General features: G+C 44.2%; 20 protein-coding genes and 1 other RNA gene. 10 read left to right on the top strand and 11 right to left on the bottom strand.

The features are described 5' to 3' along the window. The first annotated feature begins 332 nt into the window (after positions 1-332). Together cbiQ and IM509_RS03145 are read left to right on the top strand one after the other, a co-directional pair. Positions 333-1,106: a cobalt ECF transporter T component CbiQ gene (gene cbiQ / locus IM509_RS03150; RefSeq protein WP_052276370.1), complete on the top strand. Its 774-nt coding sequence runs from the start codon at positions 333-335 to the stop codon at positions 1,104-1,106. A gap of 119 nt (positions 1,107-1,225) precedes the next feature. After that, positions 1,226-2,008 (top strand): energy-coupling factor ABC transporter ATP-binding protein, encoded by a 783-nt coding sequence (locus IM509_RS03145; protein ID WP_185237076.1) that lies wholly within the window; start codon positions 1,226-1,228, stop codon positions 2,006-2,008. A 152-nt stretch (positions 2,009-2,160) separates the two neighbouring features. Here IM509_RS03145 and IM509_RS03140 read toward each other — a convergent pair whose 3' ends face one another. Next, positions 2,161-2,382 (bottom strand): DUF4926 domain-containing protein, encoded by a 222-nt coding sequence (locus tag IM509_RS03140; protein WP_052276369.1) that lies wholly within the window; start codon positions 2,380-2,382, stop codon positions 2,161-2,163. Between the two features lie 636 nt (positions 2,383-3,018). Here IM509_RS03140 and IM509_RS03135 point away from each other — a divergent pair. Further along, positions 3,019-4,209 carry a HEAT repeat domain-containing protein gene (locus tag IM509_RS03135; protein WP_052276368.1) on the top strand — a complete coding sequence of 397 codons (1,191 nt, stop codon included), beginning with the start codon at positions 3,019-3,021 and terminating at the stop codon, positions 4,207-4,209. On the opposite strand, the gene IM509_RS03130 is transcribed toward IM509_RS03135, so the two are convergent. From IM509_RS03130 to IM509_RS03120, 3 genes are all read right to left on the bottom strand, one after another. Continuing rightward, positions 4,210-4,386, bottom strand: coding sequence for a hypothetical protein (locus IM509_RS03130; RefSeq protein ID WP_002743097.1), 177 nt, complete (start codon positions 4,384-4,386; stop codon positions 4,210-4,212). A 308-nt stretch (positions 4,387-4,694) separates the two neighbouring features. Continuing rightward, entirely contained in the window at positions 4,695-5,114 is a 420-nt protein-coding gene (locus IM509_RS03125; RefSeq protein ID WP_211571687.1) for a retroviral-like aspartic protease family protein, read from the bottom strand. A 124-nt stretch (positions 5,115-5,238) separates the two neighbouring features. Beyond that, on the bottom strand, positions 5,239-7,479 hold the full coding sequence (locus IM509_RS03120) for a glycoside hydrolase (RefSeq protein WP_185237075.1): 2,241 nt from the start codon (positions 7,477-7,479) through the stop codon (positions 5,239-5,241). Positions 7,480-7,910: 431 nt separating this feature from the next. Here IM509_RS03120 and IM509_RS03115 point away from each other — a divergent pair, with 431 nt between their 5' ends. Beyond that, the gene (locus IM509_RS03115) at positions 7,911-8,204 is read left to right on the top strand and encodes a hypothetical protein (RefSeq protein WP_052276359.1); all 294 of its coding nucleotides are present in this window, start codon (positions 7,911-7,913) and stop codon (positions 8,202-8,204) included. 87 nt (positions 8,205-8,291) lie between these two features. Beyond that, positions 8,292-9,362: a WD40 repeat domain-containing protein gene (locus tag IM509_RS03110; RefSeq protein ID WP_052276358.1), complete on the top strand. Its 1,071-nt coding sequence runs from the start codon at positions 8,292-8,294 to the stop codon at positions 9,360-9,362. A gap of 16 nt (positions 9,363-9,378) precedes the next feature. Here the strand turns inward: IM509_RS03110 and rnc are convergent, their stop codons facing one another. After that, the gene (gene rnc, locus IM509_RS03105; RefSeq protein WP_002748582.1) at positions 9,379-10,083 is read right to left on the bottom strand and encodes a ribonuclease III; all 705 of its coding nucleotides are present in this window, start codon (positions 10,081-10,083) and stop codon (positions 9,379-9,381) included. Positions 10,084-10,370: 287 nt separating this feature from the next. Beyond that, positions 10,371-10,868, bottom strand: an RNA gene (rnpB, locus tag IM509_RS03100) — RNase P RNA component class A. A 196-nt stretch (positions 10,869-11,064) separates the two neighbouring features. Here rnpB and IM509_RS03095 point away from each other — a divergent pair. After that, complete coding sequence (locus IM509_RS03095; protein WP_185237074.1) at positions 11,065-11,892, top strand: alpha/beta fold hydrolase; 828 nt, start codon at positions 11,065-11,067, stop codon at positions 11,890-11,892. Here the strand turns inward: IM509_RS03095 and IM509_RS03090 are convergent. Continuing rightward, a complete protein-coding gene (locus IM509_RS03090) occupies positions 11,870-13,024 on the bottom strand; it encodes a histidine kinase (protein ID WP_052276356.1) in 1,155 nt (384 codons plus the stop codon). The two genes, IM509_RS03095 and IM509_RS03090, sit on opposite strands and share 23 nt — an antisense overlap. A gap of 147 nt (positions 13,025-13,171) precedes the next feature. Between IM509_RS03090 and IM509_RS03085 the strand changes: the two genes are divergently transcribed. Further along, complete coding sequence (locus IM509_RS03085) at positions 13,172-14,761, top strand: glycoside hydrolase family 57 protein (RefSeq protein WP_072926856.1); 1,590 nt, start codon at positions 13,172-13,174, stop codon at positions 14,759-14,761. Positions 14,762-15,089: 328 nt separating this feature from the next. Here the strand turns inward: IM509_RS03085 and IM509_RS03080 are convergent, their stop codons facing one another. Both IM509_RS03080 and IM509_RS03075 read right to left on the bottom strand, forming a co-directional pair. After that, the gene (locus tag IM509_RS03080) at positions 15,090-16,598 is read right to left on the bottom strand and encodes a serine/threonine protein kinase (RefSeq protein WP_072927345.1); all 1,509 of its coding nucleotides are present in this window, start codon (positions 16,596-16,598) and stop codon (positions 15,090-15,092) included. A 15-nt stretch (positions 16,599-16,613) separates the two neighbouring features. After that, the gene (locus IM509_RS03075) at positions 16,614-16,754 is read right to left on the bottom strand and encodes a hypothetical protein (RefSeq protein ID WP_002772241.1); all 141 of its coding nucleotides are present in this window, start codon (positions 16,752-16,754) and stop codon (positions 16,614-16,616) included. Positions 16,755-17,252: 498 nt separating this feature from the next. On the opposite strand from IM509_RS03075, the gene cruF reads away from it, so the two are divergent. Next, positions 17,253-18,167, top strand: coding sequence for a gamma-carotene 1'-hydroxylase CruF (gene cruF / locus IM509_RS03070; protein WP_004161139.1), 915 nt, complete (start codon positions 17,253-17,255; stop codon positions 18,165-18,167). 1 nt (position 18,168) lies between these two features. Next, entirely contained in the window at positions 18,169-19,359 is a 1,191-nt protein-coding gene (gene cruG, locus IM509_RS03065; RefSeq protein WP_052276353.1) for a 2'-O-glycosyltransferase CruG, read from the top strand. A 343-nt stretch (positions 19,360-19,702) separates the two neighbouring features. On the opposite strand, the gene IM509_RS03060 is transcribed toward cruG, so the two are convergent. Both IM509_RS03060 and IM509_RS03055 read right to left on the bottom strand, forming a co-directional pair. Continuing rightward, a complete protein-coding gene (locus tag IM509_RS03060) occupies positions 19,703-20,707 on the bottom strand; it encodes a glycoside hydrolase family 10-like protein (RefSeq protein ID WP_052276352.1) in 1,005 nt (334 codons plus the stop codon). Between the two features lie 316 nt (positions 20,708-21,023). Beyond that, positions 21,024-21,458 carry a peroxiredoxin gene (locus IM509_RS03055; protein WP_052276351.1) on the bottom strand — a complete coding sequence of 145 codons (435 nt, stop codon included), beginning with the start codon at positions 21,456-21,458 and terminating at the stop codon, positions 21,024-21,026. A 228-nt stretch (positions 21,459-21,686) separates the two neighbouring features. On the opposite strand from IM509_RS03055, the gene IM509_RS03050 reads away from it, so the two are divergent. Beyond that, a complete protein-coding gene (locus IM509_RS03050) occupies positions 21,687-23,483 on the top strand; it encodes an N-acetylmuramoyl-L-alanine amidase (RefSeq protein WP_185237073.1) in 1,797 nt (598 codons plus the stop codon). The last annotated feature ends 171 nt before the right edge of the window (positions 23,484-23,654 follow it).

Raw genomic sequence — 23,654 nt, 5'->3', positions numbered from 1 at the left:
CAAGCACCCGCTTAGTCCAGTTTTCCGAACAATTTCATCGCTGACAAAACGGATGACTGGTGCCGTTACTTTGTCTTGCCTATTTGGGGTACAAAAGATTTTCTTTATTCCCCTTGACTTTTAAGACAATCGCTACGTTCTATATCCCTATATCCCCTTTCTAACTGATAAGTAGGGAGGCACAATTATTGGTAGGATGGGTTAGCGGTAGCGTAAACTATGCGGGCGTTGGGTTTCATGCTTCAACCGTTCGGCAAAAGCTCACGGCCGAAGCCCAACCTACGTTCATCTGATAACTGATAACTGATAACTGATAACTGATAACTGAATAAATGCTACACATTGCTACTTTTTCTTGCGAAAATGAGCGCCAAAATTGCGGTTTTTGGCAGAGACTCGCGCCCCATACCCGTGTTTTAGTGACTCTTTTGTTAGTTTTTGCCACAGCCTTAACTCCGAATGGTAGCTGGGAAACTTGGGGGATTTACGGATTAGGATTAATTATTTTAATTCTGATCAGTCGGGTGACTATTAGCGTACTTTTACAAAGAGTAGCGATCGAATTTGTCTTTATCGGTGTGGTTTTATTGGGAACTCTTTTTCGTGATGGCGGCGAAATTCTTTGGTCTTGGGGATTTTTGCGGATAACTAGCGAGGGATTGCTGGTTTTAGGCAGTGTGGCCTTTAAAGCTTTTCTCTGTCTTTGTACGGTCAATATTCTGGTTTTAACCACAGCAATTCCCGACCTGTTACAAGCCTTAGTTACCCTAAAAACCCCCCCTTTATTGGTGGCAATTTTAGCTTCTATGTACCGTTATCTAGCGGTTTTGATCGCTGAATTTAATTCCATGCGAAGGGCAGCAATTGCGCGTAATTTAATGAGTAGTCCCCGATGGCAGCGGTTGCTAGTGGGACACATGATCGGCTCTTTATTTATCCGCACCTACGAACGTGGCGATCGCATTTATCAAGCCATGTTATCGAGGGGTTACACTGGTTCCTTGCCTTCTCTACAGGTTCCCCAAAGCAAGCTGAACGATTATCTCGCTATAATTTGTATAGTAATTTTGATCCTCTGGGGTCAAATGGTACATCTACTCAGTTGACACTGCCGTTGCCTAAACTGGAAGCTAGATTGACAACCTGTTGCAAAAAAAGCCGTCCTCCGCTACGCTAAAGGACGGGGAACCTTGAACCCAATTTTTCGGTAAAAGTCTCGTTTTTCATGCACCACAACCCGATTTTTATTGAAAACCTAGTTTATACCTATCCTGACGGTACAGAAGCGTTAAAGGGTATTAACTTAGCCATTGAAGCTACGGAAAAGGTAGCTTTAGTCGGGGCCAATGGATCCGGAAAATCCACCTTATTACTGCATTTTAACGGTATTCTCCCGCCGCAAACCGGTAGAATCACCGTCGGTCCCTACGAAGTTAAACCAGAGAATTTAGAAAATATCCGCAATTTTGTCGGTTTAGTCTTCCAAAACCCCGACGATCAGCTATTTATGCCCACTGTCTGGGAAGATGTGACTTTTGGCCCGATGAATCAGGGTATTCGGGGAGAGGATTTAAACCATCGCTGTCATCATGCTTTACACGCGGTGGGATTGGATTCCCAGCATTACGGTAAGAGAAACAGTCAGAATCTATCGGGGGGTGAAAAAAAACGCGTGGCAATTGCGGGGGTTTTAGCCATGTTGCCCGAGGTCTTAGTTTTTGATGAACCTAGCGCCCAACTTGACCCCCGGTCCCGTCGGCAATTAATACAACTGTTGGCCACTTTACCCCAAACCCAAGTGATCGCCACCCATGATCTCGATCTGGCTTTAGAATTATGCGATCGCACGGTGGTGTTAAGTCGTGGTCAGGTGGTAGCTGAGGGAGAAACCGCTAGGATTTTAAGTAATCGGGAATTTTTGGAACAACACGACTTGGAAATACCCCTTTGTTATAGTCGTCCCTACTGTGCGATCGCTGATGCGCCCTCACAAGTCAGTGATCAGTGATCAGTTATCAGTTATCAGATGTGAGTTTTCAGTTCACCGATTACTGTTTACTGGACGGCTACGCCGTGCCTTTGGCAACACTGAAAAAAAGCTCCCTTTTCCCCCCTCATAGACAGTCTTAACGAGTGATTTAGATAGTCAACAGCTTACCGCTACTTAGCGGTTAATTTTTGGGATTCTAAGGGAGAATGATGTAATAACATTAATTGATTTTCTTGTAAGATTTCGATAGCATAAGCAGGGCCAGAAGTATTGCTAAATTCAACTTCAAAAACATTTGGCTCATAGACTTCTACAATTGTTCCCACTTGCCCGCGATATAATCCCAATTGGGGTAAGTCTTCTAATAAAGCAACCACATCTAAGAGTTTCATTTCCTTATCTCCTTATCTACTTAAAGTACATAACAAGTAATTAAACGGGGAAAATTTTCATCATTTCTGATTATCCAAACACTGGGAATAATAGCTGTTTTGTTTTGATGATTTAGGGGAAAGTCATTAACGAAGGCAGGGGGCAGGAGGCCGTTTTTGTAACGGGGATTTATGCCCCGCTCCCAAAACTTTTCGCCTTAAGGCGAGGTTTTAGACCCGATTTTTTCGATAATATACTTTTGTCCATATTCCCACTTCTGCAAGAAGTCTGTGGATAGCTTGCCCTGAGTAAATAGGGCTTGCTGAATAAATATGAAATGTAGGCAAGGTAAGGGTTTTGTGGCTTTTCTCGTGAAACAGGTGCAAGATTTTGAGAGAATCGTGCTTCAAAACCTTGCATCTTCATCGGCCCGCGTCCTGTAGGGGCGAAGCATTCGGGCAATAACCTATCGGTGAAACCGTAGATTTTCTATCCGAATGCTTCGCCCGTACTTTTTGCCGCAAACCCTAAATACTGATGTCTGATGCACAATTTGGAGATTTATTATCGGTTTCTTGCATTATGAGAGAGGACAAAAGCGAGAAAGTCTGACATTCTTGAGATAGGTAGCACGAAAATCGAGGCCATTTCTCACGATGCAAGCTCTGCTAGAAAAAGCTCAGATAGCGTTGAATAAAAAGGACTGGGAGACAGTAAACGCCAGCATACAGCGACTTTTAAACCAAAAAGATGCGATTGAACCGATTATTAACGATGAAATCCTCGATTTAGCCCTAGAAGCTTTACAAAAATGCGATTTTCAACAGCGATGGGAGACAGCGAAACTATTTCCTCAAATCGGTCAATCGGCGATCGCTCCTCTAATTGCCCTGTTAGAATCCGAGGAACAAGATGGGGAAATGCGCTGGTTTCTGGCGAGAATTCTCAGTCAATTTGACGATCGAGCCTGTATTCTCGCTCTCAGTCAATTATTGCAAAGATCGGAGGAGGAGGAACTCAGCCAAATGGCTGCGGCCGCTTTAGCTAATATCGGCAGTTCTGCCATCTCCAGTTTAGGACAATTACTGTCCGACTCTAATACCCGTTTTTTAGCCGTACAAGCTTTATCACAAATTCGCCGACCAGAAATTATCGAACCGCTTTTAACCGTAGTTAAGGATCAATCTAGCGCCATTCGGTCTATGGCGATCGAAGCTTTAAGCAGTTTTCACCATCCCCAGATTACTGTGATTATCCTCGATGCTTTACAGGATCCGGCCATCGAGGTGCGACGGGAAGCAATTAAAGCTAGTAGTTACCTAGGGACGAATTATCCCCAAGCAGATTTAGTTAACCATCTGCAACCGCTGTTATTCGATGTCCACCTTGAGATCTGTCAAGAAACTGCGATCGCTCTCAGTCGTATCGGCACAGCAACCTCAGCTAAAGCTTTAAATCCACTCCTGCAATCTTCCTTAACTCCCGATAGTTTAAAATTAACTGTAGTGCGAGCATTAGGCTGGATCGAGGATGAGGAAGCTTTAAATTATCTAGAAAAGGCTTTATATAGCGAAAATGTCCTAATTTGTCGGGAAATTATCGCTATTCTCGGCCGGCAAACCTCCCAGAAATTACGCCAACAAGCAGGGGAAATTCTCAGTAATTTTTATCACTCCCGTCCGGCGCTCTTCACTGATACGGGAGTTAAACAGTCTCTAGCGATCGCTTTAGGAGAATTAGAGCGGGATAATAAAAGTATTTTGCTGACTTTAGCAGCCGATGGGGAAGCAATCGTCCGTCTTCATGCTCTCAGCGCCCTAAAAAAGCTAGATCATGGGACTATATAGCTAATTTCCCGCTGCACAGATGTGGTGAATTTGCCAGTAATCCGCATCCATTTCCCCAAGGATAGCGTTTAATTTCTCCTGCGCTTCTTGAGCAAATTGGGCATTAATGGAAAAATTGACAGAAAGCACTATTTCGTAGATTTTATCAGGGTTAAAGGGCTTAATTTCCTGTTTCATCGCCGTGATTCCTTCAGAACTTATTCTCTATTTTCTTCTCTCCTTCTCAAGAATTCCGCTTACGCTACTGCTAACCCTTCCTACAAATAATTGTGTCTTCCTACTTATCAGTTATCAGTTATCAGTTATCAGGTGTGAGTTATCAGGTGTGAGTTATCAGTTAACAGTTATCAGAACGTAGTTGGGTTGAAGCATGAAACCCAACGCCCGCTCATGTTACGCTACTGCTAACCCATCCTACCAATAATTGTGCCTCCCTACTTAAATTGAGAAAATAAGGGTGATCGATCCATGAAGGTTATCAATTTTTAGAGAATTGTTAGATAAGTATCTAGAGATTCGGAGGGTAAAACTTTCAAAGTTTGGTTTTGTAGGTCTAATTCTAAACCCAGTGCTTCTAGGGGGATTACTCCAATTAAAGGATCGCGACCACCGGGTAATTCTAAACATTCAAAAGTTCCCTCGCGACCACAAAGCAATATTTTAGCATCCTGAAAGACTCTCGCTTTGCTCAATCCAGTCGCGGTACTAACATCGACTTCTTTAAGTAAATCTAGCCCCAGTCTGTCAATAATATTAGCAGGTAAACAGAGTGTTGTTGCTCCCGTATCAACTAAAACTTTTGGTAAAGTAACAGAGCGAATTTCTGAAGGAGAGATAAAACCTCTAGCAGCTGCTGATTCATCGGCACGATTAATTATTGTTAAAGGTGTGAAAACTTTGCCCATCGGATTTGTCTGTTTCTTTTCCATATTATTATTTAGTAATCCCTATAATTAGAGAAGACATTTGGAGACTAACTAGAGATGAGAGCGGTTACTGATAACTGATAACTGATTACTGATCACTGATTTAAGGTCTTTGCAGGAAGATTAATTCTTCAACGGGGAGGAAATCATAGTATTGACCTTGATTGGCTAAAACTGCGATTAAATGGAGACGAGCATCGGGTTCAATGTGTAATCCTTCCCAGGGGACAGCAATTTCCAAACATTGATTAAAAGAAGCTTTGGCATTACTAGGAACTCGTTGCCAAGTAAAATATTCTTGAGCGACTTCTAACCAAGTAAATTCCGTGATTAAATTAACCCCTAGATGATGATGATAACCGTAATCGAGGGGTGATCGAGGGGGAATATCTGCTAGGGGAATTGGACTTTGCAGACGATGCACTTCATCATAATACCAATATAAATGCACTTCAGGCGGGATATCTTTGCCTAATTCTGCCCCCGGTTTCCAATCGAAACGCAGATAAAAATTGAGGTGATCCCAACCGAAAAAGAGTCTTTGTACTAAGGAAGTCCGGTGCATTGTACCACTGGCGCCGCCAATTTCGATCCGTCCAGCTTTATCCCAATCCTGTTCGTCCCCAAAACCGTCGATAATGGGGTGAATGAAAGCCATCGGACGATTACCTTGTTTATCCCCGTGTTCTTCCACCGGTTCGAGCAAATAGGAGGGAATTGGCTCATTTAAAGCTTGATAAAGAGCGATCAGGTGTTCGCGGAAAAGTTGATCAAAAATTGCATCATGATTAGAAGAATGGCCATAACCAAACCACCAAAACCAATCGGAACCTTCCGCTGCATACAATGCTTCCCACGCATCGGGGTTATTATCTTCCGTCGCTTCCGGGTGATTAGCGAGGGTTTGACGGGCTAAAATTAGATATTCCCAAGCCTTATTTTTAGCGGGATCGCCGATCCAAGTGGTAAAATTGGCATCGATCCAAGAGCCGCTATGAAGTTGATGGCTGGGTATTTTTGCATTAGCGGGAAAGCGATCGAGATATTCCGAGACGGTGACTAATTCGATCGCTTGGTGGTCGCTTAAAAGTTGATACAGGTTCTCTAGGAAGGGTAAACCGTCTTGATGATAGTTTTCCCAGCAGTTTTCGCCATCTAGCGCAATGGTAACTAACCAGGGTTTTTCTAGCGTCGTGGTTTCTGCGTTGGTTTTCAGTTCTTCGGCGATCGCTTCTAGGTGTTTAACTAAGTCTGTAGCGGCCTCTTGCGCTTTCATGCCACTATAGCTAAATCCGATCAGATCCGAGAGACGATGATCCCGGAAAACCATCGATAAATTGCCGTTGCTAGTTTCCAGAAGGTAGGGACGATAAAGCAATTCTGGTTCGCTAATATTGCCCTTTTCGTCGCGATGAAAGTAATGTCCCAAAGACCAACCTAACACCCCCTCATCGGAACATAACCACTGAAAACCCTGTTTAGCGACAGCGGGGAGAATCGCAGGACTAACGGATTGTTCCGAGGGCCAAAGTCCGCGAGGTTGTTTATCAAAGCGATCGATATAGATTTGCCAAGCTTTCCGGAGATGGCGGGAAATATCTTCAGGATAGTGGAAATATTGGCGAGGAAGGGTCATATTCGGCACCGCTACCCGGCCGGCTTCCGAGTTAGCCAGCAGGGGTAAAATCGGATGGGTGTAGGGACTGGTAATGATTTCTAGTTGTCCGGTTTCCTGCATTAACCGGTGTTGCGGCAAGATACGACGCAGAATTTGACGCTGTTTGGAGATAATCCGCTGGCGATCGCTTAAAGTGAAGTTTTTTCCCTGTTCTAACCAGGCAGCGATTTCTGGGTCAATGTGAAAGATAGGATCGATCCAAGCGAGGTTATGCCAAGCCAAGAGATCGCTATAATCTTGGAGATGCCAATGGCTAATACACCAACTATGACCGTTTTCTTGACGCTCTGCGTATAATTGCCCGTAACGGGGGTGCGGATCGATCAGGGTACGATGGTTAGCATCGAAAAAGTGTTCGAGGATAAAGTGTTTTTGTGCCAGGGTTAACTGCGCTTCTGGGGTGACAGTGAGAGCAAGATAGGGGTCTATAGCTAGTCCGTTGACGTAATCCTCTAATTGCAGGATTAAAGAGGGGACAAGGTTGACTGTTTGGTGTAATTTCGGGTAACGTTCTAGAATCAGGATTAAATCGAGATAATCTTTCACCCCATGCAGTCGCACCCAGGGTAAGCGATATTGTCCCGAAGCATCGGTGCGAGTTTGACAGGATTTGTAGAGGGGTTGGTGTTGATGCCAAATAAAAGCGACGTAGAGAGGATAGGTCATGATAATACCGAGAAAAAGTGCATATAACAGGCTTTTTGTCCGTTATTTAGATAATAGTGGACAAAAAGCCTGTTATAGATTCTTAAAAGTTGATTTCGGTCACTACCATAATCCTATCAACGGGTTTTGAGAGGGTATCGTCTCTTTGTATTTGTTAAAGGATCGGATTCTCCGGTGATGAGTATTGGGAGTTCAATTGCCGCAATTCTTACTGACGACCGACGACCGACTCCTTACCCCACAGTTAAGTAGATAGGTATTAAAAACTTTCAGATCCCCCCGCCTATCGGCACCCCCCTTATCAAGGGGGGCAGGGGGGATCAAACCTAAAATCCATTTTTAATTTAATTATAACCAGCTACTTAACTTTACCTTTGTCCAACTATTTAGGATAAGCTGGAATTATCGAAACCGTAGAAATAATAGATAAAATGAGTAATCTCCTCTGGCCGCGTTTTCTCAAGAAAGCTTACCGTCAAGAACCAATAACTAGCTTTATCTTTACCGCAGCGGCAGTAGATGTCATCATCGGGGTTGTAGGACAAAGATGGACACTGCTATCTTTAGGGGCAACGATTATGGCGATCGCTATCTTCGCCCGATGGCAACAGAGCCAAAAAACCGAGCCAATCAACCAAGAAGAAGCAGCGAGATACTATTTACCGCCCCAATCGGGTCAAGTAGCTTTACCAACCCTGAAAAACGAAAAAAATCGACCTTCCTAGCTCAAAAATCCCACCTTGCTTGGCAATCAATCCCCTCAAAGGCTAGAATCTATAGCACGGTTCATTTGTTAATATTCAACTAAATTTATGAAATTCCGATTTACGGGTGCGGAGAAACTTGTCGGGGCAATTGTGGTCAGTGTCTTAACCACGCTGACAATTGGGCAACATCAGCTTACTCAGGCCCAAAGTCCCATTGCCCCCGCTCGACCCGCGGCTGAAAGTGGCGAAAAAACCCCAGAAACTATCCTAGTAGAAGGTTTAGGCAGACTTACCCTCGCTAAAACCTTAGAAGGGCAACAATCCACCCCTAATGCTGTGATTTTCAGCCCCGATAACCAATTAGTTCTCGCTGGTGGTAGTGATACGGACCCTCTCCTGAGAATTTGGTCGGTAAAAACAGGAGAAAAAGTCTCCCAAACTCGCGCCCAAAGAACCAGCGTCAAAGCTTTAGCCATTAGTCCCAACGAAAGATTATTAGTTAGTAGCGGTTTAGATGGTTCTATTAATTTTTGGAATCTGGTGGAAGGCAAGTATTTAGGAATTGCCCTCGAACACGGTAATACTGTCCTCGCCCTTACGGTTACTCCCGATGGTAAAACGTTAATTAGTGGTGGTTTGGAAGGAATTCGCCTCTGGACAGTGCAACCTCCCCGCCGTCCCCTCTATCGTTTAAATTGGGTGGGTAATTTTGTTTATTCCCTAGGGATGAAATCCGATGGTGTCACCCTTGCTAGTGGTCATGAAAACGGTGAGGTAAATTTTTGGGACATCCGCGAGGGCAAATTTTTGTCGAAATTTTCCGCCCATCCCCAAGCGGTTAGCAAGCTTTTATACACTCCCGACGGCAAAAATTTAATTACGGGTAGTTTAGACCGCACGATTAAAATCTGGGATACGAGCAATAATAAGTTATTATTTACTCTCATCGGTCATACAGCCCGAATTCGCTCCCTGGCACTCCATCCTAACGGACAAATTCTCGCTAGTGCCAGTAATGACGGTGTGCGTTTATGGGATGTGACGACGGGTAAACAGTTGGCCTGGTTTGATAATAATTCCGACTGGGTGGAATCTCTAGCTTTTAGTCCCGATGGGCAGTATTTGGCTAGTGGTAATTATGATTTTAAAATTCGCCTCTGGCAATTCGTCCGTTAGGCAAAAATGCCCCCATTTAGCCTTTAACCACTTCTAGAAAAGCCGATTTCGCCGCTGCCTGTTCCGCTGCTTTTTTGCTTCTGCCAGTTCCCACTCCTAATTTTTGCTCATTTAACCACACTTCCGCACAAAAACGCTCTTGATCTAAACCATTGATTTCTTTAACTAAATATTGCGGCAGTTTTTTGTATTTTGCTTGTGTCCACTCCTGCAAGGCATCCTTATAATTCTGTCGGGCCGGATCTCGACGAATTTCGGCCGCTTTTTCCCGCAGTGGTTCATCTAACCAAGAACGCACTAAAATCATTGTCTGTGTACTAAGATATAAAGCTCCCAAAACTGCCTCAAAAGCGTCTGCTAGTCGAGAAATTCGCCCTGCCCGATCAATACTCGTACTACTTGATACCAACAAATAACGCTCGAAACCGTAGCGATCCGCAAATTCCGCCAGAGTGCGATCGCTAACCATCATCGATCGCAGGGCGGCAAATTCTCCCACGAGCGCCTCCGGATAGGTTTCTAACAATACCTCCGCCGCCACGAGTCTTACCACAGAATCGCCTACAAATTCCAATTGTTCATAATTCTTATCACGGGAAACACTGGGATGAGTTAGAGCTAAATCCAATAAATCCCACCTGACGGGGACATCAGCTGATAAACCCAGCTTTTCCACTAGGGTTTTTAATTGTTTTTGGCGACGGGGATCACTTAAGGACATGGGAGCGGGAATTATAAATTATGAATTATAAATTATGAATTATGAAGTGGGGAGATTTTTTTCAATGATCAGTAAAAAGTAAAAAGTAAAAAGTAAAAAGTAAACAGTAAACAGTGAAATGGTAACAAAGGCCGAATCTAAAACCTAATTTGTTAAGCTAAAAGCTTTGATGTACTTAGTTTCCACCCTTCTTTTTAGGTAGGAGATTTGCCAGATTCTTTTTTGGAGCCTTTGCCTTTTGCGTTCAGAAGCTGATAACTGATAACTGAATACTGATTACTGATAAAGGAGAGAGTCAGACATAAGCCGAATTCTGTATTTCCCAACAGCAGTAAAATTGCTTTTACCTTTGTTGGAATAGAGGTTATCTATCTGGGATAATTGTTACCAATTACCTCAAGCGGTTCCTAAAAACGGGACAGGAAAAAGACCAACCTTTGTCCCTCCACCTTGCTCCCCACCGGGGTTTACCGAGCCAGTACCTCTCGATACTGCTGGTGCGCTCTTACCGCACCTTTGCACCCTTACCCCCAATCAGTTATCAGTGATCAGTTATCAGTTATCAGTGGAAAGTTATTAGTTATCAGTAAATTTACTTTCGTTACTGTTTACTGGACGGCTACGCCGTGCCTTTGGCAACACTGAAAAAGGGGGCGGTATTTTTCTGTGGCACTATCCTCACGCTCACGCGCACTGGACGTTATCCAGCAAGTGTGGTCTTTCGGGAGTTCGGACTTTCCTCGGAATCATTGATCAAATGACCCCGCAACCTCTAGACCAACTCTCTCCTATTCTCTAGTTTGACATACCAGAGACTCGATCGCTCATATATCCCAGTCAATAATCAGTGATCAGTAAACAGTGAACAGTGAAAAGACAGCAGGAAACTGCTATTTAATACTGCTCGCTTAATACATACTGCTCACTTAAAACTCAAATCTGATAACTGATAACTGATAACTGATAACTGATAACTGCTCCATGTCGATCGCTCTCAACGTTAAGATCAAAGGTAATGGCTATCCGATCCTCTGTCTGCACGGTCATCCCGGTTCGGCAGCCAGTATGTCTGTATTTACCGATCATTTTTGCCAACGCTGGCAAACCCTGGCCCCGGATCTGCGCGGCTACGGGAAAAGTCGTTATCGCCCGGATTTTCAGCTAGAAGAACATCTAGAGGATTTAATCGGGCTGCTCGATCGCCAAAAAATCCAGCAATGTTTAATTCTCGGTTGGTCTTTGGGGGGTATAATCGCTCTGGAATTAGTATTGCGGCATCCCGAGCGCTTTCCTGGTTTAATTCTCGTGGCCTCGGCTGCGCGGCCTTGGGGTAGTCATCCTCCTGTCAGCACTACAGATCTGATCTTGACGGGGATAGCGGCAATTCTCAATCAGATCAAACCGGGATGGCGTTGGAATATTGATACTTTTGCTCGTCGTTCCCTGTTTCAGTACCTTTTTTCACAACATAAAACGATATCCTATCAATATCTCGCTCAAGATGCTGTTCCCGCCTACTTAGGCACTTCTCCAGCTGCTAATCGCGCTTTAAATCGGGCTTTAAAAAAAGGTAACAATTGTTTAAAATCTCTTGACAAAATCACAATTCCCTGCTTAGTTCTGGCGGGGGCAAATGATCGCCATATTACCAGTGCTTCGAGCCAAGAAACGGCCGAAAAACTAAAACTGTCTCAGTGGAAATGTTACCCGGATACAGCCCATTTGTTCCCCTGGGAAATCCCCGACCTAGTTTTAGGGGACATTGATAATTGGTTAGCGGAGCATTTTAGCGATAAACTGGCAGAGTGAAGTGAAAACTACTGCCGTGGTCGGGGACACTATCCACCCAAATTTGACCGTAGTGGGCGCGAATAATCTTGCGACAGACCGATAAACCGATGCCATAACCTTCTTTCCCCTCATCCCGTTTCAGACGCACATGACCTTCAAAAATATGCTCTTGTTTTTCTTCGGGAATGCCGGGGCCGGTATCACTGATGCTCACTTGTACTTTTTGAGTAGTACGATGAAGGACAGAAAGGGTAATTGCGCCGCCGGGGGGGGTATATTTGATCCCATTCTCCAGGAGATTAATAATCACCTGTCGGATTAACTCCTCATCAGCATAGACGGGGGGCAAATCTTGGGGGATATCGCTTTGGAGAATTAAAGTCTTTTCCTGAAAAGTATCAGTAAATTGAGACAAAATTTCCTGACAAAGAGCTTGCAGATAAAATTTACTCTGGTGGAGAGTGAATTGCGCCGCCATGCTCTTAGAAGCTTGTAGAATATCTGTGATCAAACGGTTCATAATCCGGAACTGTTTGCGGGCCTGTTGGTGCAGTTGTTCTCGTAATTGCAGACTGCGCTCCGTATCTGGTTGATGATAGGCTAATTCGAGGGTTTCCACGGCGATGGAAGCGGCGGTGAGAGGACTGCGTAAATCGTGGGCTAACATAGCCAAAATTTGGTCTTTAAATTTTAATTGTTCTAATAATTCTTCCTTTTCCTGTTTAAGACGAAAAACCTCATCGGCGATGCGGATGAGTTCGCCCGAATGTTCCATCTCTTGACGTTGTCCATCCTCAGCGTGATGATTTTTGACCTCCTCTTTAATCGCTTTTTGCCAGCGTACCAACCATTTTTTAAACTGTTCCACTAGATTACTGCCCGCGAGGGTATGACGGGGGCCGGGGGCAATTTTGACCAAGGCAGGGGTAGCTACAAGGCGAAAATGTTCGACTAAATGAGGCTGCTGGCGAATTTCGATGATCTGTAGGTCAATTGGGTAATCAGACTTTAAAGACTGGAGATAGGACTGAATTTGACGGATAATTTCTTGAGAACTGGGACGGTCATCAACAAATAGCAAAAGTTGAATCGAGAGAGGCGTTGTCGTCTCTCTTCCTAAAGCAGTCAGTGGCTCGTTAGATGGGAGCATCGGAAAATTAGTAAACCTAGGGATTGACGAGATCGATCGACGATCGATCGACTTTTATCATATTCTTTATTGTAGAAGCTTAAGATAGTATAAAATCTACTCAACCTAATCTTAAAGTTTTATTCCTTAATTCTAAGAAGAAATCCTATGGCTTTTGGCTATGTTGCCCTAGTTCTCCACGCTCATCTCCCTTTCGTCCGCCATCCCGAAAGCGATTACGTCCTCGAAGAAGAATGGTTATACGAAGCAATCACAGAAACCTACATCCCTCTGCTGCAAGTTTTTGAAGGTCTCAAGCGGGACGGTATCGATTTTAAAATGACCATGAGCATGACTCCGCCTTTGGTGTCGATGCTGCGGGATCCGTTACTGCAAGAGCGCTATGAAGAACACTTAGGTAAGTTAGAAGAATTAATTGCTAAAGAAATCGACCATAATCAACATAATGGCCATATTCGCTACTTAGCCGAATATTACGCTGAATCCTTCCAAAGTATCCGACAAACTTGGGAAAAATACGATCGGGATCTGGTCAAGGCATTTAAACAATTCCTCGACAGTAATAACCTAGAAATTATCACCTGTGGTGCGACCCATGGTTATATGCCCCTGATGAAAATGTACCCGCAAGCGGTGTGGGCGCAAATTGAGGTGGCCTGTCAACACTACGAAGAAAATTTCGGTCGTCGTCCCAAGGGCATTTGGTTGCCGGAATGTGCCTACTACGAAGGGGTAGAAAGAATGTTAGCCGATGCGGGCATTCGTTATTTCCTCGTCGATGGCCACGGTATTCTCTACGGTCGTCCGCGTCCCCGTTACGGCAGTTACGCGCCCATTTTCACAGAAACTGGGGTGGCTGCTTTCGGTCGTGACCACGAATCTTCTCAACAGGTTTGGTCTTCCCAAGTCGGTTATCCGGGGGATATAGTTTATCGGGAATTCTATAAAGATTTGGGCTGGGAAGCGGAATACGAGTATATTAAGCCCTATATCATGCCCAACGGTCAACGCAAGAATATAGGCATTAAGTACCACAAAATTACTAGCCGGGACGGTGGTTTATCGGAAAAAGGGCTTTATGACCCCTACTGGGCCAAAGAAAAAGCCGCCGAACACGCGGGCAATTTTATGTATAATCGCGAGCGGCAAGTGGAGAGTTTAGCGGGAATTATGGGCCGTCCTCCCCTGGTTGTTTCTCCCTACGATGCCGAGCTATTCGGTCACTGGTGGTATGAGGGACCCTGGTTTATTGATTTTCTGTTCCGCAAGTCTTGGTATGACCAAAATATCTACCAAATGACCCATTTAGCCGATTATCTCCGGTCTAACCCCCATCAGCAGGTCTGTCGTCCTTCCCAATCCAGTTGGGGTTATAAGGGTTTCCATGAATACTGGCTAAATGAAACCAACGCTTGGATCTATCCTCACCTGCACAAAGGCACGGAACGGATGATTGAATTAAGTCATCATGAAGCGGAGGATGAATTACAGGAACGGGCTTTAAATCAGGCGGCCCGGGAGTTATTATTAGCACAATCTTCTGACTGGGCGTTTATTATGCGAACCGGTACGATGGTTCCCTACGCTGTCCGGCGCACTCGTTCCCACCTGCTGCGGTTAAATAAAATCTATGAAGATGTGAAATCGGAGAAGATTGACTCTGGTTGGTTGGAAAAAGTCGAGGAAATCGATAATATTTTCCCCAATATTGATTATCGCGTCTATCGACCTCTGTAATCTTTGTTAGAGATTAATAAAAATTTTGGTGCGTTACAAGCTGTAGCGCACCTTGTTGCTTTCTGATTCTATCCGTGCCAATTAATTCGGCGTTGCTGATTTTAAGGATGAATTATTCTCTAGGCCATTCTTAAAACTTGGGACTAAGTTAACTTGTAGATACGATGCACAATTAGCATTCAGATATTGATGGCTGCAACGCCGATTTTATTATTTAGTGCAAATGTATTATTGGCTACAGCTGATTGAACGTTCGGTCAAGTGCCGAACAGCGATTATTTTTGGATCGTAACCGATAGCGTCAACCTCCGTTCTGCCCCCTGATTTTTTAGGGCTGCCCGGCCAGTTCCGACTCTAATTTGGCTAGAATCTGGGGTTTAAGTTGATCGAGTTTCTGTTTTAGCATCCGCTTGCTAATTTGCGGGCTGCCACCTTGGCCCGATTGACTATCTGTCACCCATTGCTGCAAAATTTGGCATTGATTGGCGGGAATATTAGCGTTGATCACATTTTCACAGATGTTGCTGCCTTCGAGGGGGAAAAATAAAATCCAGTATTGACCGGCTTCGGCGAGGGTTTTGGTCATTTTTTGACCTTGAGGGGTTTTTAAGTCCAAATAACAAGGCAACCAGCGGGGGCCCCATTGACGATGATAGAGGACAGTAATCCAGAGAATCATCGGGTGAGGTGTGGGTAAAAAGAGGAATTGATTATAACGGACACTAGCAACCCGGACGGCGATATCTTCTCGATCCAACATTACCCATAAACCGGGAAAAACGCCGTCAGCAGCCTGGAGACAGCGTGAGAAGACAATTTTTTGGCGCGGTTTATCCTCGGGCCAACTGGACTTGACACAGATATCCCTCGCATTAGCAGCAGAAACAATGGTTTGATTTAAATCACGAGGGGTTTTGATTTTGCGGGTGTAATCGTCGGTTTTTTTGACGATTTCATTTTTGACTAGGGGTTCAAGTCGTTCGAGACGTTGTAGTATATCTGTAACACTTGACGGGCGATCGCTGGGTGCTTTGGCCAAGCAGCGCAGGATTAACTGTTCTAATTCTGGCGGTAATTGCAAGCTAGAATGAAAGGAACGGGGTTCGGCGTAGTGGTGAACCTCATACCAACTGCCAAAGGAGGGATTATCGGGAAAAATGGGCGTTTCTCCCGTGATCATCTCGTACATCATAATCCCAAAACTGTAGATATCGGAACGATGATCGAGTTCTTTACCTTCCATCTGTTCTGGGGAACAATAGGCTAAGGTTCCCATAAACGATTGGGTTTGGGATTCTCCCGATTGGATGAGTTTAGCGATGCCAAAATCGAGAATTTTCACCAATTCCCCTAATCCTGAGTCCTGAATCACGATAATATTGCTTGGTTTGATGTCCCGGTGAATAATCGGACAGATCTCCCCTTGGAAGATAATACCCTTATGGGCGCATTCCAGGCCGAAACAAATCTGACGGGTGAGATTGAGAAAGCGCGGGAGGGGCAGCGGCTGATGTTTGATGATTTCACTCATGCTCTCCCCCGGCAAAAATTCCATGACGTAGAAGGGGACTTCCTTGTCATCTACACCATAATCACGAACCTTAACAACATGAATACTTTTTTCGCCTAAAAGTGCCGAAATAGTCGCCTCTCGCTCGAAGCGCTCACGCATTCTTTGGTTGAGGAGAGTTTGCGAGAGGAATTTGACGGCGACGGTTACGCCACCTAAGAGTTTATCTTCTGCTCGATATACTTGTCCCATGGCACCGCTACCGATCAACTCGACCAGTTGGTATCGATTGGCAAGTAAACTCCGATGTCTGGATTCTGCCGACATAGCTAGGCTACTGTGTTAATTATAGTGAGTCTGGTGGAGAGAGTTTTGGTTCTTCGTTACTTGGTCTGGTTCGAGCAGGGGGCATAAATCGACTAAATCCTTATCTGGCAAGAGACTTAATTGATTAGCTCGTTCTAGATCGAAAACAATTGGCAAAAATCGCAGCCATGTCTTTCTATATAAGGGTTTTATCCCTTATAACCCCCGTCCATTACATAACACAAACCGAAGAACCTTTTTTTCGGGCTAAAAGCATCATTTTTAACATATATTTATTTTCAGGCATTTTTAGTCATTGCCCCTTGCATAATTAATTTTTGGGGGTTGAAAAAATGAAAAAACTAAGTATAAAGTACCACAAAATCTCTAAATAGACAATTTGATTGATTATTATTCGTTCTTGATTCTCCTGACTTGAAAGAGGGTGTGGGGTGTGGGGTGTGGGGTGTAGGGTGTGGGGAAGGAAACCTCTTTCATCTGTGGGGGTGAAAATTTTTTCATCGGGACTGCCTAGGGACTCCTAAACCACCACTACAGGAAACTCCCTAACCCCTGTAAAACTTTTTTGCCGAAAGTGACCGATCTGGGTAATAATTCTTTAATAAAGATTTGTAAACTTGAAAATGATTATCCTTTCGCAGCGCTAGAGATTTAATGAGACGACTAATTGCGATCGAAAAAGCTCTGCTCATCGGTCATATTGTATCGATGGCTTTTGGACTAGCGGGATTGTTGCTAGTTCTGCCCCATCCCGAATTTGTGGCCAATTTACCGGATTTTGGCAAAACCTTCTTTGCTTGGTCAATGGCCGGGGGGGGTGTGGTGTATATGGTGTTAGGAATGGCAGCGGTGGCTGTTTATGCCTATCGGACTCTAGGAGTGTGGCACTGGTTAGGATTCATGGTTCCCGCTATCAGTTTATCCCTTTGTAGCGAACTATTAGGAACCAGTACCGGCTTTCCTTTCGGTCATTATCGTTATCTTTCGGGCCTAGGTTACAAAATTGCGGGTTTAGTACCCTTTACTATCCCCCTATCTTGGTTTTATCTCGGTTTTAGTGCCTATATTATCGCTCGTGTTGGTTTATCCACTCTTGCTATACCCCAGTGGCTACAAAATCTAGGAGCGATCGCTATCGGGGCGGTATTATTAACTTCATGGGATTTTGTCCTAGATCCGGCCATGAGTCAAACTACCATCCCCTTCTGGATTTGGGAACAACCGGGGGCTTTTTTTGGGATGCCCTATGAAAATTTTGCCGGTTGGTTTGGCACGGGTTGTGTTTTTATGACGGTGGCCACTTTAATCTGGCAAGCGCAACCGGTGAAACTGCCAAGTCAAGATTTAACCCTGCCTTTTGTCATGTATTTGGGTAATTTTGGCTTTGCGACGGTCATGAGTATGGGTGCCGGTATTTATCCGCCGATTTTCTTAGGATTACTCACCGGTATTCTGCCTTTAACACTCCTCTATAATCGCGCCAAGACTGTTGCTTCCGGGCAAACAGTGGCAACCAGCGAAGTAACAACCCTAAAAATCCCCGTTGTTTCGGTGAGAGGAGCCAAATAAGTTGTTAACTGAGATAATTCTCGGTGCATTCTGCCTGGGGCTACTGCTGTCTCAGGCTGTTGCCTTTTTTATCCTTCTTTCCCGTCTGCTAAAAGGGGCGCGTCGTCGTCCTCCCCTGACTCCCCAACCCCCCACCCCGGAGATGTTAGGGACAGTAAGCGTGATTGTGCCGACGTTAAACGAAGTGGCCAGGATTGACGGTTGTTTAAGGGGATTGAGTCAACAGAGTTACGAAGTGCGAGAAATTCTGATTGTCGATAGCAATTCCCAAGATGGTACGCGGGAAAAAGTCAAGGAGATAGCGGCAAAAGACCCCCGCTTTCGCTTGAAAACCGATGATCCTTTGCCTCCTGATTGGGTAGGTCGTCCCTGGGCGTTACACAATGGTTTTTTGTTTAGTTCTCCTGAAAGTGACTGGATTTTGGGCATTGATGCCGATACCCAACCCCAAGCAAATTTAGTCGCTAGTTTGGTCAAAGCTGCGATCGCAGAAGGTTATGACTTAGTTTCCCTGTCGCCGCAATTTATCCTCTCCTATCCGGGAGAATGGTGGTTACAGCCGGCTTTATTGATGACTTTGCTCTATCGCTTTGATGCGGCCGGAGTGCGCGGGCAAGATCCCCAACGAGTCATGGCCAATGGTCAATGTTTTCTCTGCCGGCGGTCAGTTTTAGCGGCTTTAGACGGTTATAGCGGGGCAAAAGGTTCTTTTTGCGATGATGTCACCCTCGCCCGTCTAGCGGCAACGAAAGGCTATCGGGTGGGATTTCTCGATGGGGCGAAGTTGATTCGCGTGCGGATGTACGAAGGACTCAGGGAAACTTGGCGCGAATGGGGCAGATCTCTTGACCTCAAAGATGCCTCCTATCAGGGGCAATTATGGGGCGATTTAGCCTTATTAGCTCTTACTCAGGGATTACCGATAATTATCACCCCTTTACTGCTCACAGCTTTGTTTTTTGGCTACAATTTCCTGAGTTTAAAAATTGTCTTGACTTTAAACCTGCTGCTGTTATTGATTCGTTTTGCCCTTTTATTGGCTGTTTCTCCTAGCTACTATCGGGGCGAAAAAGTCAATCTATCTTCAGGATTATTTTGGCTATCTCCCCTAGCGGATCCGCTGGCAGTTATCCGCATTTTTATCTCTGCTTTTACCCGTCCCCAAAGTTGGCGCGGTCGAGTGTATCAGTGAATTGGAAAATAAACATTGGGTGTATGAGGCTCCTCTAACGGTAGATTGATTCATGAATCAATCTACTATGAGAGCAAAAACCTGTACTCCCCTACTCCCTAGCTTACCTCATAAGCCATTAAGAGTAGCAAAAAAAAGAATTAGATTTGGAGAATGAATCAGCCCCAGTATTAAGGGGGAATTGGCACCCTCCTTATCAAGGGGGGCAGGGTAGGGTTGATTCATGAATCAACCCTACTATGAATCAACCCTAGAAGGCAGGGGGAGATCGAAGGCAAAATCTATCTTCTATGTAATTAGAACCACTTACTTAGAACAGCCTTAATTATACTAGCCTTTTCACTTAAAACCGGGGAATATGATTAAAAAGATGACGCATGACCACAAATTCCCAAGAAAATAACGAATAGCCATAACCCTGACGCTCCACCGTCCTCACCTGAGCTTGTAAACCCTTTAAGGAAAAATCAGGATTCCAACCCGCATATAAACCCACCCCCACTGGCACATACCTGGAAGCTGTCGCCAGTCCCGATCCCGAAAGACTTGCCGCCACCTGATTGGGAGTTTTCCGATAGATCTGTAAGACCACCTCATCCACAATCCCTTGACGCACCCAAGCCAACCAATTTTGATTATATTTATTCACCGCAAAAGAGTGAGGATTAGGCGAAAGACTCACCACCAACTTGGGATTAATCGCCTTGACATGATCATGTAACTTGCGAGTTAAATTCGTTAAAGCCTGACTTTTATTACCAAAAACACGCGGAACTGCCCAATGATCATCTAACTGAATCCCCGCCAAATCTTTTTCTTTTAAAATATCCTCCATATTGCCCAAAAGATAGGCTTGTACCTGCGGATTCGCCGGATCTAACCAGACATTGGTTTCCACCACCGTCTTCCCTGCGGGCGTTTTTAATAGCCAATCCGGATGCTTTTTGGCAATGGGATCATTAGGGGATAACATCAAACCATACTCAAACCAAGCATAGGGCTTCAAACCCTGCCGTAAAGACTCCTTAACCGCCGCTCTCCAAGGATTGCTCAACGGCGGCACAAACAACCAATTCGTCGGACGTTGGGAAGTCGGATAAAGCGTTCCCCTAAACCCATAAACACTAAAATACACCCGGTCATAACCCGATCGCGAAAGATGATTTAACACCTCGTCTAAGGACGTAGTGTGATGTAACAATATCGTGCCAATATTGGTTAACCAAACCCCCTTCATCTGCTCATTTTCCACTGCCTTTCGGGGAGCCGCTCGGTGAGTAACCAACAACAAAAAAGCCACTCCAACAACAATCCCAAACCTCTTTAGGTACTTGCTAAACTTAACCATGATTGCCGATTAATCCCACCAAGATATTTGATAATAGTATTAAGTAGGGAGGCCAAATTATTTGTAGGATGGGTTAGCGGTAGCGTAACCCATGCAGGCGTTGGGTTTCATGCTTCAACCCAACCTACGTTCATCTTATATTTAATTCCACCCACCCACTTATTTTAGTCCGATTTTTAATATTCAGTTCATCATCAGCAGGCCCTATTTAGTCATACTAAATCCGGTTATTAAAAACTGATTATCAGTGAACTAAAAAATAGATACCTGGTGTATTAGGCTCCCCTAACACACCCAGAAAAGATTTTAGGGAAAATTAACCGACTACGCAGAGAATATCCGATGCGTGACTAGCGGTATTCACTTTGTCATCCACATGGCTAATTTTGCCTTCTCCATCGATGATATAGGTGACGCGCTTAGAATAGCCACCCCCATCGACGTCATAAGCTTTGGTGATAGCACCATCGGTATCTACGAGCAATTGGAAGGGTAAACCGTATTTTTCTTTAAATTTTGCATGGGAACCTTGGTCATCCATGCTCACCCCGAAGACTACTATTTCCTTGTCTTGGTATTGTTGGTAGTTATCCCGGAAACTTTGCGCTTGCTTGGTGCAGCCGGGGGTATCATCTTTGGGATAGAAGTATAAAACTACGACTTTACCTTGAAAATCCGACAGGGAAACGGTTTTTCCAGTATCGTCGGTGGTGGTAAAGTTCGGTGCGATTGTTCCAACGGTTAAAGCCATAACTCCGATTCCTTTACAAAAGTTAATCTATATCGATCATAAAGGATTAGGGTCAAAAACAGGGAGAGGGGTGATGGGGTGATGGGGTGATGGGGTGATGGGGAGAAGAAGTCAGAGCATTTGTACTAAATTTCCTGATCAGTTTAAATGTAGTACAGATGAGAAGACTAACAACAAACCTCTAGAATTTGTTTTAGGATAATATTTGTCAGCTAAGAGGGGGATAATATGGGGCCATTCTGGTTAAAGGTGAGAACTTTTGGGCAAAATATCTTAATTGGTTTAGGTTTAGTGCTATTAATCGGTTTTTATCACAGTATCAGCGCCAAATCTGCCTCATTGATGATTGTTTATCCCCCCGATAATCATCAAACCACGGCCGCTAGAATCTTTTTTATTGGTTCTGCACCTCCATCGGGTCAAGTTTTGCTCAATAATCAACCGATTGAACGCAGTGCTAAAGGATATTTTGCCCCTAGTTTTCCCCTAGAAGTTGGCGAAAATAATTTCACTATTCGCTATCAAAACCAAACTATTAATCGTCAAATAATTCGTCGAGATACTCAAGCAGTTATTCCCCAAGACTTAGCTTTTGCTGATAACTCTCTCAGTCCTTCTGTCCATAAGACGAGGTTAGTGGGGGAATGGATTTGTTTTAGTGCGATTGCCACTCCCCAATCTCAGGTTTCTGTGCAGTTAGGAGATAAAATACTGCCTCTTTTACCCCAACCTCAAAGCACAAAACTGCCTAGTAATGCCGCAGTTTTAACTAATCTTAATCAAGCGAATTCCGAGGATAAAACTGGTTACTATCGAGGTTGTCAACAGTTTCAACAAGAGGCTAACTTAGGAAAACCTATTTTTACAGCACAATTAAATAATCGATCGATTAGTCAACAAGGTCAAGGAGAAATTAACATTATTAGCGATCAAAATTTACCAGTGATTGAAATTATAGCTGCCCAAGGGGTAGCACGCACGGGACCGGGTAGTGATTATTCCCGTTTAACTCCTTTACCCCAAGGCACGAAAGCGATAGTCACTGGGAAAGAAGGAGATTGGTTGCGGTTAGATTATGGTGGTTGGATTTTAGAGCGAGAAACCCGTTTAATAGTTAATGAAGTCCTAGATAATGCTAATATTCGCGGTCTCTCTTCTCGCAGTATCAATCAAGCAACAGAAATTATTTTTCCCCTCTCCCATCCTGTACCCATCGCCGTGGCACAAGAGGATGATAAATTTATTTTGACCCTTTATAATACCATTGCCCAAACCGATACAATTTTTCTGGTGGATAATCCTTTGGTCAGACGTTTAGATTGGCGACAAATCAACCCGACCACGATAGAATACACTTTTAATCTTAACCAAAAACAACAGTGGGGTTATAGTCTTCGTTACCAGGGGACAAATTTAATCTTAACCCTGCGTCATCCCCCGGAAAAAAGTGATAATTTACAGGGCAAAGTTATTTTATTAGATCCCGGACACGGAGGTAAAGAAACCGGTGCTGTCGGTCCGACGGGTTACACGGAAAAAGAGATTAATTTGGTTATGTCTAAATTAATTAAACGGGAGTTAGAAAAATTGGGAGCAACAGTTTATTTAACCAGAGAAACTGACATAGACTTATCTTTACCGGCACGAGTAGAGATGATTAATAATCTACAACCAACCCTAGCAATATCGGTTCACTATAATGCTTTACCTGATGATGGAGATGCCTTAAATACTCAAGGAATTGGCATATTTTGGTATCATCCCCAGGCAGCGGATTTATCAGTTTTTCTCCACGATTATTTAACCAAAAATCTTAGTCGTCCTTCCTATGGAGTATTTTGGAATAATTTAGCTTTAACTCGTCCCTATAGTAGTCCTTCTTTGTTATTAGAGTTAGGATTTATGAGTAATCCTCAAGAATTTGAATGGATTACCGATACTCAGGCACAAAAACAATTAGCGCAAGTTTTAGCCGCCGGAATTAGCCAATGGTTTCAACAATCTGGGGTAATTGCTTCCAGTTAAGATTTAATGGCAATCCGAGGGAGATAAGCTTAAGTAGCTGGTTATAATTAAATTAAAAATGGATTTTAGGTTCGATCCCCCCTGCCCCCCTTGATAAGGGGGGTGCCGATAGGCGGGGGGATCCCCCCTGCCCCCCTTGATAAGGGGGGTGTCTGACAACTTTTAACGCCT

Origin of the sequence: Microcystis sp. M31BS1 (assembly GCF_020245285.1) — a bacterium.
In the GTDB taxonomy this organism is placed as follows: domain Bacteria; phylum Cyanobacteriota; class Cyanobacteriia; order Cyanobacteriales; family Microcystaceae; genus Microcystis; species Microcystis panniformis.
The sequence above is the reverse complement of the archived record's forward strand: the minus strand, read 5'-3'. Positions and strand labels throughout refer to the sequence as shown.

Coding starts and splice junctions, on each gene's coding strand:
- IM509_RS03110 (WP_052276358.1), top strand. CDS start 8,292: ATGAAATTCCGATTTACGGGTGCGGAGAAACTTGTCGGGGCAATTGTG.
- cruF (WP_004161139.1), top strand. CDS start 17,253: ATGAGACGACTAATTGCGATCGAAAAAGCTCTGCTCATCGGTCATATT.
- IM509_RS03125 (WP_211571687.1), bottom strand. CDS start 5,114: ATGGGCAAAGTTTTCACACCTTTAACAATAATTAATCGTGCCGATGAA.
- IM509_RS03140 (WP_052276369.1), bottom strand. CDS start 2,382: ATGAAACTCTTAGATGTGGTTGCTTTATTAGAAGACTTACCCCAATTG.
- IM509_RS03135 (WP_052276368.1), top strand. CDS start 3,019: ATGCAAGCTCTGCTAGAAAAAGCTCAGATAGCGTTGAATAAAAAGGAC.
- IM509_RS03055 (WP_052276351.1), bottom strand. CDS start 21,458: ATGGCTTTAACCGTTGGAACAATCGCACCGAACTTTACCACCACCGAC.
- IM509_RS03085 (WP_072926856.1), top strand. CDS start 13,172: ATGGCTTTTGGCTATGTTGCCCTAGTTCTCCACGCTCATCTCCCTTTC.
- IM509_RS03090 (WP_052276356.1), bottom strand. CDS start 13,024: ATGCTCCCATCTAACGAGCCACTGACTGCTTTAGGAAGAGAGACGACA.
- IM509_RS03145 (WP_185237076.1), top strand. CDS start 1,226: ATGCACCACAACCCGATTTTTATTGAAAACCTAGTTTATACCTATCCT.
- rnc (WP_002748582.1), bottom strand. CDS start 10,083: ATGTCCTTAAGTGATCCCCGTCGCCAAAAACAATTAAAAACCCTAGTG.
- IM509_RS03050 (WP_185237073.1), top strand. CDS start 21,687: ATGGGGCCATTCTGGTTAAAGGTGAGAACTTTTGGGCAAAATATCTTA.
- IM509_RS03115 (WP_052276359.1), top strand. CDS start 7,911: ATGAGTAATCTCCTCTGGCCGCGTTTTCTCAAGAAAGCTTACCGTCAA.
- IM509_RS03120 (WP_185237075.1), bottom strand. CDS start 7,479: ATGACCTATCCTCTCTACGTCGCTTTTATTTGGCATCAACACCAACCC.
- IM509_RS03080 (WP_072927345.1), bottom strand. CDS start 16,598: ATGTCGGCAGAATCCAGACATCGGAGTTTACTTGCCAATCGATACCAA.
- IM509_RS03095 (WP_185237074.1), top strand. CDS start 11,065: ATGTCGATCGCTCTCAACGTTAAGATCAAAGGTAATGGCTATCCGATC.
- IM509_RS03060 (WP_052276352.1), bottom strand. CDS start 20,707: ATGGTTAAGTTTAGCAAGTACCTAAAGAGGTTTGGGATTGTTGTTGGA.
- IM509_RS03130 (WP_002743097.1), bottom strand. CDS start 4,386: ATGAAACAGGAAATTAAGCCCTTTAACCCTGATAAAATCTACGAAATA.
- cbiQ (WP_052276370.1), top strand. CDS start 333: ATGCTACACATTGCTACTTTTTCTTGCGAAAATGAGCGCCAAAATTGC.